This is a genomic window from Mycoplana sp. 10N416, assembly GCF_056394765.1.
The window spans coordinates 431,084-447,681 of record NZ_JBFTIM010000003.1 but is presented as its reverse complement, the minus strand read 5'-3'; the positions used below and the strand labels follow the sequence as shown (position 1 = coordinate 447,681).

General features: G+C 63.1%; 13 protein-coding genes and 1 pseudogene. 9 read left to right on the top strand and 5 right to left on the bottom strand.

What is annotated here, in order from left to right:
* Positions 1 to 301: 301 nt before the first annotated feature.
* Complete coding sequence (locus tag AC1DDS_RS09140; protein ID WP_477478591.1) at positions 302 to 1,078, bottom strand: helix-turn-helix transcriptional regulator; 777 nt, start codon at positions 1,076 to 1,078, stop codon at positions 302 to 304.
* A gap of 113 nt (positions 1,079 to 1,191) precedes the next feature.
* Between AC1DDS_RS09140 and AC1DDS_RS09135 the strand changes: the two genes are divergently transcribed.
* Genes AC1DDS_RS09135 through AC1DDS_RS09115 form a run of 5 tightly spaced genes read left to right on the top strand, consistent with a single transcriptional unit; the run spans position 1,192 to position 7,861 of the window.
* Positions 1,192 to 3,321 (top strand): hydantoinase/oxoprolinase family protein, encoded by a 2,130-nt coding sequence (locus tag AC1DDS_RS09135; protein ID WP_477478590.1) that lies wholly within the window; start codon positions 1,192 to 1,194, stop codon positions 3,319 to 3,321.
* Between the two features lie 17 nt (positions 3,322 to 3,338).
* Entirely contained in the window at positions 3,339 to 5,531 is a 2,193-nt protein-coding gene (locus AC1DDS_RS09130; protein WP_477478589.1) for a hydantoinase B/oxoprolinase family protein, read from the top strand.
* 3 nt (positions 5,532 to 5,534) lie between these two features.
* Positions 5,535 to 6,044: an acetone carboxylase subunit gamma gene (locus tag AC1DDS_RS09125; RefSeq protein ID WP_477478588.1), complete on the top strand. Its 510-nt coding sequence runs from the start codon at positions 5,535 to 5,537 to the stop codon at positions 6,042 to 6,044.
* Positions 6,041 to 6,871: an SDR family NAD(P)-dependent oxidoreductase gene (locus tag AC1DDS_RS09120; protein ID WP_477478587.1), complete on the top strand. Its 831-nt coding sequence runs from the start codon at positions 6,041 to 6,043 to the stop codon at positions 6,869 to 6,871. The genes AC1DDS_RS09125 and AC1DDS_RS09120 overlap by 4 nt, the downstream gene beginning before the upstream one ends.
* Before the next feature lie 51 nt (positions 6,872 to 6,922).
* Positions 6,923 to 7,861: a choline ABC transporter substrate-binding protein gene (locus AC1DDS_RS09115; protein ID WP_477478641.1), complete on the top strand. Its 939-nt coding sequence runs from the start codon at positions 6,923 to 6,925 to the stop codon at positions 7,859 to 7,861.
* Positions 7,862 to 8,279: 418 nt separating this feature from the next.
* Here AC1DDS_RS09115 and brnQ read toward each other — a convergent pair whose 3' ends face one another.
* Positions 8,280 to 9,641 carry a branched-chain amino acid transport system II carrier protein gene (brnQ, locus tag AC1DDS_RS09110; RefSeq protein ID WP_477478586.1) on the bottom strand — a complete coding sequence of 454 codons (1,362 nt, stop codon included), beginning with the start codon at positions 9,639 to 9,641 and terminating at the stop codon, positions 8,280 to 8,282.
* Positions 9,642 to 9,715: 74 nt separating this feature from the next.
* Positions 9,716 to 10,399: a GntR family transcriptional regulator gene (locus tag AC1DDS_RS09105; RefSeq protein WP_477478585.1), complete on the bottom strand. Its 684-nt coding sequence runs from the start codon at positions 10,397 to 10,399 to the stop codon at positions 9,716 to 9,718.
* Between the two features lie 213 nt (positions 10,400 to 10,612).
* On the opposite strand from AC1DDS_RS09105, the gene AC1DDS_RS09100 reads away from it, so the two are divergent.
* Positions 10,613 to 11,680: an ornithine cyclodeaminase gene (locus AC1DDS_RS09100; RefSeq protein ID WP_477478584.1), complete on the top strand. Its 1,068-nt coding sequence runs from the start codon at positions 10,613 to 10,615 to the stop codon at positions 11,678 to 11,680.
* Positions 11,680 to 12,870: an amidohydrolase gene (locus AC1DDS_RS09095; RefSeq protein ID WP_477478583.1), complete on the top strand. Its 1,191-nt coding sequence runs from the start codon at positions 11,680 to 11,682 to the stop codon at positions 12,868 to 12,870. Before AC1DDS_RS09100 ends, AC1DDS_RS09095 begins: the two co-directional genes overlap by 1 nt.
* A gap of 94 nt (positions 12,871 to 12,964) precedes the next feature.
* Here the strand turns inward: AC1DDS_RS09095 and AC1DDS_RS09090 are convergent.
* Positions 12,965 to 13,128, bottom strand: a pseudogene (locus tag AC1DDS_RS09090) (ISNCY family transposase); the annotation flags it as partial.
* Between the two features lie 897 nt (positions 13,129 to 14,025).
* On the opposite strand from AC1DDS_RS09090, the gene AC1DDS_RS09085 reads away from it, so the two are divergent.
* Positions 14,026 to 14,550, top strand: a complete 525-nt coding sequence (locus AC1DDS_RS09085) for a TIGR02444 family protein (RefSeq protein WP_477478582.1) — start codon at positions 14,026 to 14,028, stop codon at positions 14,548 to 14,550.
* Between the two features lie 181 nt (positions 14,551 to 14,731).
* Entirely contained in the window at positions 14,732 to 15,505 is a 774-nt protein-coding gene (locus AC1DDS_RS09080) for a UTRA domain-containing protein (RefSeq protein WP_477478581.1), read from the top strand.
* 484 nt (positions 15,506 to 15,989) lie between these two features.
* Here AC1DDS_RS09080 and AC1DDS_RS09075 read toward each other — a convergent pair whose 3' ends face one another.
* Positions 15,990 to 16,598, bottom strand: coding sequence for a UbiX family flavin prenyltransferase (locus AC1DDS_RS09075; RefSeq protein ID WP_477478580.1), 609 nt, complete (start codon positions 16,596 to 16,598; stop codon positions 15,990 to 15,992).

Below are 16,598 nucleotides of genomic sequence, written 5' to 3'. Positions count from 1 at the left end.
GTGATAGTCGCTCTAGCCATGGTGAGCGGCAATCTCAAGTCAGTGGCCGTCTTAATATCTTCTTTACCAACCGGGCGCACCGTACCTACTGGCGCGACGATCAAAGTTTACGCGCTTCCTCCCAGGTTAAATTGGCCCGCTTCGGCGGGCTTCCTTTTGGACTCGAAGACGGTCGGGAGTAGAACTTTTCAAGCCGGTACCACGATGCCGTATAGCAGATCGCGTGGGTCGTGGCTCAGCTGGGAAAGGCGCTTCGGAAGCTGTTCTGAGCCACAGATGACATCTAGGTCCCGTGGCGACATTACGGCTGGCTGCGCTGGAAGAATTGCAGGAAAAGTTCACGCTCGGTGGTGATGTCGAGCTTTTCGTAGATGCGGGCGCGGTGGTTCTTCACCGTGCCGGTGGTGATGCCAAGCCTTGCGGCGATGGTGGCGGTCGGATGACCGTTCAACACCAGTTCGACGAGCTCCAGCTCGCGGGTAGAAAGCTCCGGCCAGAGGGCGGCCGAGATCACCGGTCCGTTCGCCGGCACCGCCCCCGGCGCGACGGGGGCGGTGGTGCGTCGGTAGGAGGGCTGCCGCGTGCGGGTGTCGAGCGCGTGCAGCGCGGCGAAGACAGAAAAGCGTTCGTTGAGCACGTCGATATCGGCGTCGCGAAAGGGCTGGCGCGAGCGGTCGAGAAAGATGCCGAGGCACCAGTCGTCGCCGTCTTCGAGCAGGACGCCGATCTCGTCGCAGATTTCCGACTGGGCGAGGAATTCGGCGATGTAGCGCCCGCGCTTGATCCGGTCGCTGGCAAGGCTTTTCAACGGCACGATGCCGGTGCGTCGTTCATCGCGCCAATGGGCGTAGAAGGGGTCGAAGACATAGTAGGTCTCGAGGTACCGTGAGACCATTTCCTCCGAATAGCCGCGGTGTTTGACGAATTCCGGCCGGCGCGTTGCCGAATAGCGCGTGACGGTGATCAGGTCGGGCGAGACGACTGCGCCGATTGTGTCGATCAGGCGGTCGACGTGATTGAGCGTTCCCGTCGCGGCGATCGCGGCGGCGAAGGTCTGCCAGAATGTTTCTCCGCGCATGCTCCCCTCTAGCATCGCAACGCCCCCTCGTCATTGTGCCTTTCGGCATATGGCGCCCCTGCCTCGCACGAGCCTAGTCTTTCCCCCATCGAAGGTCTCAGGAGGGCAAGGACTTGGAAAACCCGATTGTGATTGGCATCGACGCGGGCGGCACCATGACCGACACGATCCTCGTCGATCAGCACGGACACTTCAAGATCGGCAAGGCGGCAACGACGCCAAAAAACGAGGCGGAGGGTTTTGTCGCCTCCTCGCTCGATGCGGCGGAAGCCTGGGGCATTTCGTTGGAAAGCCTGTTTTCCGGTGTCGACGTCGTGCTCTATTCCGGCACCGGCATGCTCAACACGCTCTTGTCGCGCACCGGCCGCAGACTCGGCCTCATCACGACGAAGGGCATGGAGGACATGATCCTGATGGGCCGCGGCCTGCAGGCCTGGGCCGACTATTCCTATGCTGACCGCCTGCACGCCGTCACCCACGCCCATCCCGATCCGCTCGTGCCGCGCCGGCGCACCCATGGTGTCACCGAGCGCATCGACCAATTCGGCGACGTGGTGCTGCCGCTCTATGACGCGGACGTCGTGAAGGCGGCGCGCGCCCTCATCAGGGACAAGGTCGACGCGATCTGCATCATGACCATATTTTCCCACGTCAATCCGGTGCACGAGAAGCGCATCGCGGAGATCTGCCGGGAGGAGATCGAAAAGGCTGGCGCGGAGATAACCGTCTACACCAGCCACGAGGTGCGCCCGGTCATCCGCGAGCAGTCGCGGCTGAATTCCGTCCTGATCGAGGCCTATGCCACCTCGCGCGGGCGCAAGCAGTTGCGCGGCATCGAGGATGCGTCGAAGACCTACGGCTTCAAATATGGCGTGCAGACGTTGCTTTCCTTCGGTGGCCTCACCTCGATCAACCACCCGCGCCTGCACGAGACGATGATCTCCGGTCCGATCGGCGGCATCCTGGGCGCGGCCTATATCGGCAAACTGATCGGCAACGACAGCCTGATCTGCTCCGATATGGGGGGAACGTCCTTCGACATGGGCGTGATCAGCCGCGGCCAGACCCGCATCGAGAACGAACCGCTGATGGACCGCTTCAAGCTGAACGTGCCGACGCTGCACCTCGACACGATCGGCGCCGGTGCCGGCATGATCCTGAAGGTGGATCCGCTGACGAAGAAGATCTCGCTCGGACCGGAAAGCGCCGGGTCCGACCCCGGTCCCATCTGCTTCGACCGCGGCGGCACCGAGCCGACGATCGCCGACTGCGACGCGATCCTCGGCCGGCTGAATCCGGATTATTTCCTCGGCGGCAAGGTCAAGCTCCAGGTCGAGAAGGCGCGCGCCGCCTTCAAGGCTAAATGTGCCGATGTTCTCGGCGTTCGCGTCGAGGAGGCGGCCGAAGGCATGATCGAGATGCTGGAGGCGGACGCCAACAACGCGCTGCGCCGCGTCATCTCCGGCCAGGGCATCCACCCTTCGGAATTCACCCTGCTTTCCTATGGCGGCTCCGGCCCGCTGCACCTCGCCGGCTGCTCCCGGGGCATCGGCTTCAAGGATATCATCACGTTTCAGTTCGCGGCCGGCTTCTCCGCCTTCGGCTGCACCACGGCGGACTATATGCGTCGCCATTCGGTCTCGACCCAGATCGACGTGCCCGCCCGCGCTTCCGACGATGCGCTTGTCGGCGCCGGCGCGCAGATTACCAAGGTCTGGAGGGATCTCGAAAAGGCCGCGGTCGACGAGTTGCTCGCCGACGGCCATGCCCGAGGAAAGATCAGGACCGTGCCTTTCTTCATGGCGCGCTACACCGGCCAGCTTGAGGACGTCGAGGTCATCGCACCGTTGCCAGTCGTCAGCTCGGCCGACGACATGCGGACGGTGCTCGCCCAGTTCGAGGAGGTCTATGCCAAGACCAACCATCGCGTCTCGCGCTACGGCGAGGCGGGCTTCTCGCTGATGGAGCTCGGCGTCATCGCCACGGCCGACAAGATCAAGCCGACGCTCGTCAAGCGGCCGCTTGGACCCTCCGACCCCGCGGCCGCCCACAAGGGAGTGCGCGAGGCCTATATCGGCGGGCGCTGGCACATGGCGAACCTCTACGAGATGGACCTGCTCCAGCCCGGCCACGAGGTGATCGGCCCGGCCATCATCGAGCACCCGGCGACCACGCTGGTCGTCCATCCCAACGATCGCGTCTTCATCGATGAATGGACGCTGCTCCACTATAATCACGCCTGAGCGGGAGACCCGAGACCATGCTGGACAGAACCGCAAATCCCCTCCAGACGCGCCTTCTGGAATCCGAACGGCTAATGGACGAGACCGGCTGCTATGATGGCATCACGGAACTGAGGCTCCGGAAACAGGATCCGCTGAAGTTCGAGACGCTGCACACGAAGCTGCGCGCCTATTGCGTCTCGGCCCGCGAGATGGCGCGGCGGATCTCCGCTTCTCCTGGCGTGCGCGAGGTCGGCGAAATGGTTGTCGCCATCTACACGCCGGAGGGCGACGCCATCGCGCTCTCCAACGGCATCATGGTGCATGTCCACACGATGAGCCGCTTCATCAAGTGGATGATCAAGAACGGCTACGAGCAGGACCCCGGCATCCGTGACGGCGACATCTTCGCCAACAATGATGCCTTCATCGGCACCGTGCAGGTGCCGGACGTGATGGACGTCGTGCCGATCTTCTACGACGGCACGCTGGTTGGCTGGGCGGGTGCCGTCTGCCATGAACTGGAGGCCGGCGGGATCACGCCGGGCGGCGATGTATGCCTGGCGCAGGAGCGCTTCACCGAAGGCCTCTTCGTCTGCGCCGAAAAGGTCGGCCAGAACGACGAGCTGCGCCGCGACTACATCATCCGCTGCGAGCGCAACCTGCGCATGCCGATCTACTGGGTGCTGGACGAAAAGGCGAAGGTCGCCGCCTGCATCGACATGCGCGAGAGCGTGAAGCAGCTCATATCGGAAATCGGCCTCGACTACTGGCAGCGCCTTTCCAAGGAATTCATCGAGGAGGGTCGTCGCGCCCAGCTCGCGCGCACGCGCCAACTCACCGTGCCCGGCATCTATCGCGGCCACACCTTCTACGGCCATGTCACCGAGGGCAAGCCCGGTTTCCAGCCGCTCGCCGACCCCAACTGGCTGTACAACATCCCGATCGAGATGGAGATCACCGCCGAAGGCAAGATCCGCATGGACTTCGACGGCACCCAGCCCTGGGGCTACCACTCGATGAACTGCACGCCGGCAGGCATGGACGGCGGCATGTTCGTGACGCTGACCCAGCACATGAATTTCGAAGGCCTCGTCAATGACGGCGCCTGGATGGCGACTGAAATCAACATCCCGCACGGCACCTGGACGAATCCGGACAACGAGATGGCGGCGACCGCCACCTCCTGGGCGCTGCTGTTGCCAGCCTACGGCGTCTTCCAGCGGCTGCTCTCGCGCGGTTTCATCGCCCGTGGCTTCGTGGAGGAAGCCTTCGTCGGGCAGGTGAATTCACCGATGATCGAGATGGGTGGCACCAGCCAATATGGCGGACAATTCGGCATGGCGCACTTCGAATGCGCGGCCGCCGGCTCCGGGGCGCTCGCCATCAAGGATGGGCTCGACACGGCCTATGTCGGCTGGAACCCGGAGTCCGACATGGGCAATATCGAGATCTGGGAACAGAACATGCCGATGGTCTACATCGGCCGTTCGATCGTGCCCAACTCCGGTGGAGCGGGAAAATACCGTGGCGGCTGCGCCTTCATGTCGACCTGGCTGATCAACAAGACCGATCACCTGCGGCTCGTCACCTCCGAACATTCGTCGCGCGTCTTCGACAACGGGGGGCTGTGTGGCGGCTATCCGGCGCCAACCTGCGAAAAGCACCATGCGGTGCGCGGCTCCGACATTTTCGCGAAGGCGGAACGGCGCGAGCCGCTGGCGCACACGCCGGGCACAGACCCCATTACTTCCGATTTCGAGCGCACCTACCAGGGTGAGCAGATTTTCGAGGAAGGGCCCTACATCACCAGGCCCCACAAGACAGGCGACATCTTCAGCCATGCCTATAACGGCGGCGGCGGTTTCGGTGACGTGCTGGAGCGCGATCCCATAAAGACCGCCTCGGATGTCGAGAATGGGTTTCTCACCCGCGAGGCAGCGGAGAGGGTGTTCGGCATCATTCTGAAGGATGATGCGGAAGGATATCCGCAGGCCGATGTCGACGCCACCGTCGCAAGGCGCGCCGAAATGCGCATGGCGCGCCTTGCCAAGGCCGTTCCGGTCTCCGAATGGATATCCAAGGAAGCGGAGCGGGTGAGGGCAAGGGACTTTGCGCCGGAAGTCGCAAAAATGTATCGCAGCGCAATGCAGCTCTCCCCAAAATTCACGAAGGAATTCAAGGATTTCTGGGGTCTCGATGCCGACTATGCCTTTTCCGGGGAGAACTGAGTCATGAGCGAGTATTCCAAGGACGTCATCCGCGAACTGGTCGAGGGCACGCTGCCATGGCCGCAGACCCGCAGGATCATGAGCGCCTACAAGGACGACGATCGTTTCTTTAAGTATATCAGTGTCTTGCAGGATCGCGTGTCGTTCGACGATCCGATCCTGCTGCCCGTCGGCGAACGGCTCTTCATCTGCGACAGCGGGGAGGGGCGGGTGACACGCTGCGAATGCGGCCATTCCTTCGGCGACTACCGCCGGAACTGGAAGCTCGCCGCTGTGATCAATGTGCGCAATACGGAAGAGAGCCTTCGCGACATCTATCCGAACAGCGACTTGCCGGACCCCGAATGGATGGAGATCCGTGAATTCTTCTGCCCTGAATGCGCGCACCTGCACGAGGTGGAGGCCGCCGCGCCCGGCTATCCCATCGTGCACGATTTCCAGCCGGATCTGGAAGGCTTCTATCGCGACTGGCTTGGAAAGCCCTTGGGCGCCCCCTTGAAGGAGACGGCATGACGGAAGACCTGAAGGGCCGCAGCGCGGTCATCACCGGCGGGTTGACGGGGCAGGGGCTGGCGATCGCCGAGGCCCTTGCCAGCGCGGGCGCAAACGTGGCGGTCGGCTCCTTCGTTCGTGAAGCGGCAGGGCGACAGGGCGACGCAGCGGCCTATCCCGATCCGCAAGAGATCGCCAGCGTGCGCGAAAAACTCGCCCGGTTCGGCACGAAAGTCTATGCCGGACATCTCGATGTGCGCGACAGCGCGGCCATCTTCGAATTCGCTGCCGCGGCTGAAGCGGTCTGCGGACCGGCAGACATTCTTGTCAATGCGGCCGGCACCACAGCCGAGCAGCCGGTCAGCGGCCATTCGGACGAACTCTGGCTGAAAATCATCGATACGAACCTCAACGGTGCCTTCCGCATGACCCGGACCTATCTGCCGGGCATGATCGACCGGAAGTGGGGGAGGGTGATCAATATCGGCTCGACGGCGGCGACCGTCGGTTGGAAGGATAATCCCGCCTACTGCGCCTCGAAATCGGGCCTGCTCGGCCTGACCCGCTGCGTGGCGTTGGAAGGCGCGCCGCACGGCGTCACCGCGGTCATGATCAGCCCCACCTGGGTGGAGACAGAGCTGATGCGGCGCAATGTGCAGCAGGTCATCGACCGGGAGGGAGGCGGCCGCACGCTGGAAGACGCGATGGCCGACATTGCTCGGCAGAACCCGCAGAACCGGATCATCCAGCCCAACGAAATCGCCTCGCTTGCCGTCTTCCTCTGTGGGCAGGGGGCCCGCGGAATCACCATGGAGAACATACAGATCTCTGGCGGCGCACTCTGGTGAGCCACCGGTTCGCACCAGCAATGAGAAAGGGAACAGCACATGCCAAGACACATGCCTGTAATGATGCTTGCCATAACTGCCGGACTGCTTTCGACCGTGGGTATCGCTCGCGCCACCGAGCCGGAAAGCTGCAAGGCAGTGCGCTTCGCCGATGTTGGCTGGACCGACATCACCTCCACTACGGCGGTCGCCTCCGTCATCCTCGAGGCGCTGGACTATGCACCGGAAAGCAAGCTGCTCTCCATCCCCGTCACCTATACCAGCATGAAGAACAAGGATATCGACGTCTATCTTGGCGACTGGCAGCCGAGTATGGAGACCGACCGCAAGCCTTTTCTCGACGACAAGGCGATCGAGGTTTTCGGCCCGAACCTGACGGGCGCCAAATACACCTTCGCCGTGCCGAAATACGTGGCGGAGGCCGGTGTGAAGGATTTCGCCGACCTGCAAAAATTCGCTGACAAATTCGGCAGCAAGATCTACGGCATCGAACCCGGCAACAACGGCAACCGCATGATCACCGACATGATCGAGAAGAAGGCCTTCGGCCTTGGCGGCTGGGAGCTGGTGGAAAGCTCGGAGCAGGGCATGCTCGCCGAAGTCGGCCGGTCGATCGGCGAGAAGGATTGGATCGTCTTCCTTGGCTGGGCGCCGCACCCGATGAACTCGGTCTACCAGATCGACTATCTCTCCGGCGGCGACGACTATTTCGGCCCCAACTACGGCGGCGCCGACGTCTACACCAATATCCGCGCCGGCTACGCTGCGGAATGTCCGAACGTCGCAAGATTCGTGACCAACCTGCGCTTCACGCTGGAGATGGAAAACGAGATCATGGGAGCCATCCTGAACAACGATAAGGACGCCGCCACAGCGGCAACCGAGTGGCTGAAGGCCCATCCGGACGTCGCCAAGCCATGGCTCGAAGGCGTGACCACGTTTGGCGGCGAACCAGCGCTTGCGGTGCTCAATAATGCGCTCAAGAGTTGATATCCGACGCGGCCTTAATCACGCTACCGCGTTGATGTGCCATCGGAGTTTGGAGGATGGGACTGGCGCGAGAAGCTGATTCTGCGTTCCAAGTTCGCCGTGGCAGAAAGGCGCAGTAGAAAACCCCATCCCGGGCCTGCCGACTTAGTACAGTGGCCGCATTGCCTGGCTCACACGCTCGGCGAGCCCGGGCATCGCGTGATCGGGCACACCGCTCCGATCGGTGCGGAGGCATTCGACCGCCAGACGGTAGTGTCCGTAGCGCCCGGCAGGCTCGGCAAGGCCTTTCTGACTGAACCGCAGGGCTGACATCAACCCGCCCGCAAATTACTCCCGGAGCCCGTTTGGCCGACGCAAAAAGAGCGGCAGACTTGCGCCCGCCGCTCCGTCTAGGATGGATAGGTTGCGCCACTAGGCGTCAGGCCGCGGCTTCCAGTTCCTCCGGCTGGTTGCCGGTGCTCGATCTGCCTGTGGCCTTCCAGGCGAGGCCGCCGACAACGCCGCCGAGGATGGAGGGCACGACCCAGGCGAAGCCGGTCGCTGCAAGCGGGATCGCCTGGTAGGTCTGGACGAGGCCCGCCGGCATGGTGAAGCCGAGCATGCCCGACAGGATGTTCGCGCAGTCATAGGCGCCGATCAGCACCGCCATCAGGGCCGTGCCCTTCCAGACGCCGTCATTGCTGAACCAGCGCGAAAACAGGCCGAGGATGACGATGCAGATGCCGACCGGATAGAACAGCATGAAGATCGGTCCGGCGATGGAGATGATGTAGCTCACCCCGCCGAAGGACTGCGCGCCGGCCACGGCGGTGGTGATGATGACGGCGGTCCTGTAGCTGATGCGGCCCTTGCTCCATTTCGTCATGTATTCGGCCATCACCGCCGTCGCGCCGACTGCCGTGGTCAGGCACGCCAGCAGAACGGCCACGGCGAGCGCGATCGCGCCGGTCCTTCCCGCGAGGTCGGATACGAGGCGGGCGAGCAGTTCGGCGGGAGAAATGCCGGCCTGGTAGAGCCCGCTGCCCGTCGCGCCCAGATATTCGAGGCCGCCATAGACGACGAACAGGCCCGCGAACGTCACCGCCGAAATGCCCAACAGCACGCCCGTGAAGCCGTTGCCCTCGCGATAGCCGCGATTGCGGATGGCTTCGAGGAAGATCACGCCGAACAGGAGGCCGGTGAAGACGTCGCCCGTCTGGTAGCCGGTCGTGAAGCCGAGGTAGAAGGGCGCGGTCTCGGCGGTTGTGACCGGTGTGCCGAGCGGATCGACAACCGCCCAGACAACGATAGCGACGAGCAGGATGAGCAGCGCGGGGGTCAGGATACGGCCCACCTTGTCGATGACCTGGTTCTGGTCGATCGCGAAATAAAGCGAGACGAGGAAGTAGAGCGGCACGAAGACCGCGATGCCGATCTTCGGATCGAGCGACGGTGCAAGTGTCATGATGCCGGTCTCGAAGGCGACGCTGGCGGTGCGGGGAATGGTGATCAGCCAGGCGATGGCGATCATCGTGGTGAAGACCAGCAACGTACCGAACCAGGGGGCGATCGGGCGGGTCAGCCGCTCGAAGCCGCCACCGCCAAGGCCGACGGCGATCACGCCAAGGACCGGCAGCAGCATGCCCGTCAGGCTCAGTCCGGCCAGGGCCGCCGCCCATTGGTCACCGGCGGCAAAGCCGATCTGGGGCGGGAAGATCAGGTTGCCCGCGCCGAAGAATACGGCAAACATCGCAAAACCGATGATCAGGCTGTCGCGGAATGGTCGTCTGTTTGAATCCATCTGGCACCTCCAATTGGTCTCAAGGCCGGCGCCGGCCTGAAGACCGGAGCGTCGGCGGGGTGAATGCGCGCCGGCTACTCGTGGCCCTTCGGCAGATCGTCCGCATGGGAAAAGCGCGGCGGTATGTCCTGCAGCCAATAGCGGCTGTCGGCCTCCATGATTTCGATCGCCTTCGGCTGGTTGCGCTCCGCCAGCGCCGCCCAGAAGAGGCGCTGCGTCTCGATGATCCGCTTCATGCGCCTTGCGGCATCCTCCGCCCGCACGAGCGCGGCGACGATGTAGAAGCGGCGATAGAGCGACAAGGCATGTTCGGCGAGATAGCGGTTGTGGACATGGTCCAGCATCCGCTGGCGGAATTGCAGCAGCGTTTCGGAGAACTCCGGCACGCTGCCGGTCGCGATGCTGTCGACGTCGCGCAGGATCGCGCTGCAGGTCTCGGCATCGGAATAGGTCATGAAATCACGGACCAGCGCCTGATGGATCCAGGGGCTGACCTCATAGAGCTCGACGATCTCGGCATCGGTGAAATCGGCCACATAGAAGCCCAGCCGGGGCCGGCTGGTGGTCAGGCCCAGCCCTTCCAGCTCGCGCGCGGCCTCGCGCACGGGACCGCGGCTCACCCCCAGCTGCTCGGCCAGGTGGACCTCGTTGAGCCGGGTGCCCGGCTTCAGGACGCCCTGGGTGATGAGCCTGATCAGCTCGTCGCGCACCACCTCGGAGAGGTTGGGCGATTTCAGTCTCTGGACGTCCTTGTACATCTGCACCTTCCGCTGGCAGCGGTTTCCTGCCGGCATTCCCGGCGATCGGCTGCAGGGTTACGATTTTGTGACGTAATGTCAACTGTTGACAGTTTACATCATGAGGACCTGTTGCTAACCTCCCTTCATCCAGACTAGCTGAGACGGCCGGCCGGCATCGCTGCCGCCGTGCCCGTGAAACGAGCACCTGCTCGCCAAGAGAGGAAAATTGCCATGCCGCTTCCCAAGCCCGGCCCGATGAGCCTCGTGCCCTTCGTCAGTGTCGAGAACATGATGCGCATCGTCGTTGAGCGGGGTGTCGAGCGCACGCTGGTCGAGCTTGCCGACTACATCGAGCAAGATTTCCGCCGTTGGCCGCAGTTCGACAAGACGCCGCGGATCGCCGCGCATTCGCCCGACGGCGTCATCGAGCTGATGCCGACCTCGGACGGCCGCAGCTATGGCTTCAAGTACGTCAACGGCCACCCCAAGAACGTCCGCTCGGGCCGCCAGACGGTGACGGCCTTCGGCGTTTTGTCGGATGTCGACACCGGCTATCCGGTGCTCCTGACGGAAATGACGATCCTCACCGCACTCCGGACAGCGGCGACCTCGGCGCTCGTCGCCAGATACCTCGCGCCGAAGGGGGCGAAGGTCATGGCGATGATCGGCAACGGCGCGCAGTCTGAATTCCAGTGCCTCGCCTTCAAGGCGATCTGTGGTGTCGACACCGTCCGTCTCTACGACATCGACGCGAAGGCCACCGAAAAGGCCGTCCGCAACCTCGAGGGCAAGGGGCTGAGCGTCGTCGCCTGCAAGACCGGCGAGGAGGCCATGGAGGGCGCGCAGATCGTCACCACCTGCACCGCCGACAAACAGTACGCGACCATCCTGACCGACAACATGGTCGGCCCTGGCATCCATATCAACGCGATCGGCGGCGATTGCCCGGGCAAGACCGAACTGCACCGCGACATCCTGCTGCGCTCGGACATCTTCGTGGAATATCCCGAGCAAACCCGCATCGAGGGCGAGATCCAGCAGCTTCCCGAAGACCATCCGGTGACGGAAATCTGGCAGGTCATGACCGGCGAGGCCGCCGGCCGGACCGGCGACAAGCAGATCACCCTGTTCGACTCGGTCGGATTCGCCACCGAGGATTTCAGCGCCCTTCGCTACCTTTATGCCGTGCTGAAGGAGCATCAGGGCCAGGAAATGCTCGACATGCTCGCCGATCCGGACGATCCGCGCGATCTGTTCGGCATGATCGAGCGCTACGGCAAGGCAGCGGAGGCGCTCTGATGAACATCGATCTCCCAAGCCTGACCAATGCCGACATCGTGGAACTGACCGCGTGGCGCCGCGAACTTCACCGTCATCCGGAACTGTCCGGCGAGGAGGAGCGCACCGCCGCGACCGTCGCCGCGATGCTTCGCGAGACCGGCCCGGACAGGATCGTCACGAGGATCGGCGGCCACGGCGTCGCCGCGATCTATGACAGCGGCAAGCCCGGCCCGCGGGTGCTGCTGCGCTGCGAGCTCGACGGCCTGCCGATCGAGGATCTGGCCGACATTCCCCATCGCTCCACCATTCCCGGCAAGGGCCACCAGTGCGGCCACGACGGCCATATGGCGATGATCGCCGCGATGGCGCGCCTGCTCGGCCGGAAGCGCCCGGAAAGCGGCGCGGTCATCCTGATGTTCCAGCCCGCCGAGGAGGACGGCTCCGGCGCGCGCAAGGTGGTCGAAGACGCCGCCTTCGCCGAGCTGAAGCCGGATCTCGCCTTCGCGATCCACAACATGCCGGGCCTTCCGTTTGGCCAGGTTCACATCGTCGACGGGCCGATCTGCTGCGCCTCGCGCGGGATCATGCTGAAGCTGACCGGCAGGACCGCGCATGCCTCGCAGCCGGAGACGGGCATCTCGCCGATGCCGGCGATCGCGCGGCTGATGCCGGAGCTTGCGGCGATGAGCAGCCCGGTCGGCACCTCGACGAGCGATCCCGACTTCACGCTCGTCACGATCACCCATGTCGACATGGGGGCGCCTGCCTTCGGCGTTGCTCCCGGTGCGGCCAATCTCTTCGCCACCCTGCGCTCGCTCACCGACGAGGGCATGGTGGCGCTGGTCGAAAAGGTGGAGGCGCTCGCCTGGGCGGTCGCGCAGGAGAGCGGGCTCAAGCTCGAGATCGGCTATACCGACGTCTTCGTGACCTGCCGCAACGACGCCGACGCCGCCTCGATCGTTCGCGACGCGCTCGACCGCATCGGGATGGGTCACGGCCCGGGCACGCTTCCTTTGCGTGGATCGGAGGATTTCGGCTACTTCGGCCGCGGCGCGAAGATGGCGTTGATGATGCTCGGCTCGGGCGAGGACCTGCCCGCCCTGCACAATCCGGATTTCGATTTCCCCGACGACCTCATTCCGGTCGGCGCGCGGATCTATGCGGCAATCCTTGACGCGACCCAGACGGAAAGCCTTGGCGCGACTTAACTGAGATGGTTTCTCGGGTAAAGGGAATGATCTCGAGGCGACCGTCCGGATAATCAAAGACGACGACCTTTTTACCCGCCAGTGCCTTGGCCTAGCGTTCCACGCGGCCTTTGGCCTGCGGGGGTTGGCGCAGATGATGTCAATGTTCAGCTCATAGCGCGCCCGACCGAACTGCGTCAGGCCGCTCGTCCGGTCTTTCTCCGATGCATGGGTCGATGAAACACCGTGCTTGTCACTGTAGAACGCCAGCGGCTTACCGCTTGAACGACGCTCAGGCGCTGATCGCGGATCTTCTGGACCACTTCGAGGCGAAGCAACTCTTTCTGAGACATGGTGATCAAACAGGACATCACGACTTCAGGCGGAAGGTCGTTATCCTTGCTCCCAACGTTGACGTTGACCGGCGCGCCGAGAGGCGAGCTGTCGCATTTCTAACTGGCCCAACTGTCACATTGCTAAATAGCCCCTACATATGTTAGTCGCGTAAGCGTTCTTATGGAACCTATCCGCGTGGTTCCCCAGATACCCTCGTGGCCCGGGGCTGCTTAGGGACCTGCTGGCTATGGCTTGAGCCCCATCATCACTCATAGTGTTTGCCTCCACACCGCTATACTAAGTTGGGATCATGCTTCGAAGCTCCCTGACTGAACGTCTGCCGGCTTTAACGTGGTTCATTCGGTGGCCGTGCAAAGGCAGGCAAAAACTTGTTGCAGCTTTCTTGAGGCTCGTCCGATCGTATCCGCCCTCTTGGAACAACAGGGCCAGCAGATAGAGTCTTCCAAGTATTTCCCCATCGCCCTGAAGGCCTCGACGATCAGGCGAAGGCCTCGTGCCGGATCGCTTGCCGGCGAAGCCCAGGGAGATGATCAGGACCTGGGGCCGATGGGCGAGCGCCGCCTTTGACCATGTGAGCAAACGTCTTTCTTCATCGCAAATGTGGCGTATGCACACGCAGCCTTACAAATGCAGACAACCGGCGAGGAAATCTTACTTCACTATCGTAATTTTCGAGGCGCGCTCAAAGCATTATGCGATCTTTTGAGTTAGCGACGAAGATCGGGCCATTGAATTGAAACGCAGAGGATAGTCATTGATACGAGCCGGCGATGCTTATATGCGGCGCCCTGGCGAGTGCCATAGGCGAGGAAAAAGATAGTGGTTGAAGCTTCCGTTGCTGCCGATCTGTGGACCGTGATGTCGAAGGTCTACGCAATGCCGGGCGTCGCCCAGGCGTGCCTGGAATTGCAGGACCGGTTTGAACTCGACGTGCCGTTGTTCCTTGCCGTGCTCCAGGCGGCCGGGAAAGGCAGCCGCATCGATGCCGACACGATTCGGAGACTTGACGAGAGCTGCAGCCGATGGCGTGCGGAGGTCGTCCGGCCCCTGCGCGCGATCAGGGTGCAGTTAAAGACCAATCCGTGGATGGAAAACCGCGCGCCAGTCGTGTCCTTCCGCTCAGCGCTCAAGACGCTGGAACTGGACGCCGAAAGGCTCGAGATCGCGGTGTTGGAGGAAGCGATCGCCGACCTGCCGCGCGATGAAGGTCAGGAAGTCGGGTCGGCCCGGATTAGCGCCGTCGCGCAAATGGTTCTCGAACGTTTCGCCGGCCGCACCCTGCCTGAAGAGATGCCGCAAACCCGTCTCATCGCAGACGCCGTGTGGTCGCTCGCACGGGGCTGATGCTGAACTCGTGAATACAATATCATAATCGATCGCGTCTTCTGCGCCGGATTTCGCCTAGCGAAATCGAAGCCAGGCGCATGGCGAAAAAACCTACTGAATTCAACTCCTGTTTGCAGAGGTGACACGCACTAATAGGTATGTTAGTCTTTCAAAAGGATATCATTATCAATGGTCGAGCATGCCTGAACCCGATCAGCACCTTTATGAGAAGATAAAAGCGACGATCGATCGCCGTGTCGAGGCGGAGGAGTGGCCCGCTGAATTCCAGGTTCCGGCAGAGGTCGAGCTTGCGGAGGAGTTCGGGGCGTCTAGGCTGACCGTGAGACGTGCCTTGCGTGAATTGCAGGCCGAGGGCGTTCTGATACGCATCCAAGGGCGCGGAACCTTCGTGGTCGGCCGGCGCATGCAATGCGCTATCTTCAATATATCCGACATGGCCGAGGAAATCGTGTTCAACGGCGGCGCCCATGCCTGCAACGTGATCCAGCTCGGCGTCGTGCCGCGGGAAGACCCGCAATCGAACATGCTGGCGCTGGGGCCGGATGGGGTTGTCTTTCATGCGCGGCTGCTGCACCTGGAGGATGGTACGCCGATCCAACTCGAAGATCGCTACGTCAATGCAAGCGAGGCTCCGTCCTTCCTGGAGCAGGACTTCAGCAGGATCACGCCGCACGCCTACCTGCTTCGCGAGACGACGGTGACATCCGTGGACAATACGATCCGCGCCATCAGGCCGGACGCGGACGCGTGCCGGCTCTTGCAGATAGACAGCACCCAACCGTGCCTCCTGCTAGACCGGTCGACCTGGCGCGAGGGGACCCCGGTGACCCGCAGCCGCTTCCTCTACCCGGGCGATCGTTACCGGATGCGGAGCTCGCACGAAGCGCGCCAGAACCGCATTGTGAACGCAAATGGACCATTGACGCCGAAGGGACACAAGAAAATCAGGTGAAGCGGCTGTTCCGGCAGCCGCGGGGGACCCGCGTCGTCGCGGCTCGATAATATCCGCGATCTCCCAGAGCGATATGAGGCGGAGCGTCAACACCTCGATCGAGAGGCCGTGGGCCGACGTGGCTAGGCTAGCCAGCGTCGTTGCCGCACATTCACCCCTGGCAAGGGCCCATGCCGCAGCGCGGGAAGCGTCCTGCGCATCCCCACACGGATTTCGCCGCGGGTGCCCCCTCGCACCGGCATGCCACGATCTCGGCGGCAGACGCCAGGATGACTATATCGAAGCCTGGCAGGCCGAACCGCGGCGACACGGCCGCCATCGGAAGGCCGGATGGCCCCGGGCCTTCGTTCCCGCGAACGACTCGCCGAAGTGCCGTGATGGGCATCACGGCACTTCGGCGAGAAAGCCGCAACCGGTAGCGATCGCCGTACAGTTCGAGGGGATGAGATCGTCGATCGCCGCGCGGAAAGCATCGTGCCGTAGACTATGATGCGCGCGGGTCAGAGGTATCCTCCATCAGGCTGCCCTTCAGGCCGCCCCAGCGCCGTATGGCGCCGGTATCGATGTCGAAGAGGTCAAGGGCGCGGGCGCTGGAATGGGTGACCAGTTCCTCGATGCTCTGCGGCTTGGCATAGAAGGCGGGGACGGGGGGCATGATGATGGCCCCCATCCGGGTGAGCGCCCCCATCGTCTCGATGTGCCCCAGATGCAGCGGCGTTTCCCGCAGCATGAGCACGAGGCGACGGCGCTCCTTCAGCACCACGTCGGCGGCCCGGCTCATCAGGGTGGGGGTCACGCCCGTGGCGATCTCCGACATGGTCCGCACGGAACAGGGGGCGATCAGCATTCCCATGGTGCGGAACGATCCGCTGGCGATCGTCGCGCCGATGTCGGCGACCGGATAGATCACATCGGCCCGGCCCTCGAGATCGGCCTTCTGCAGGCCGAGTTCCTGGTTCAGTGTGAGAAGGGCCGAGCGACTAACGACGAGATGCGTTTCCACCTCCGCCGCCCGCGCAAGCTCAAGGGCGCGGATTCCATAGGCCGCACCCGAAGCGCCCGTGATCCCGATAATCAGCCGCCGCGTGCTCAT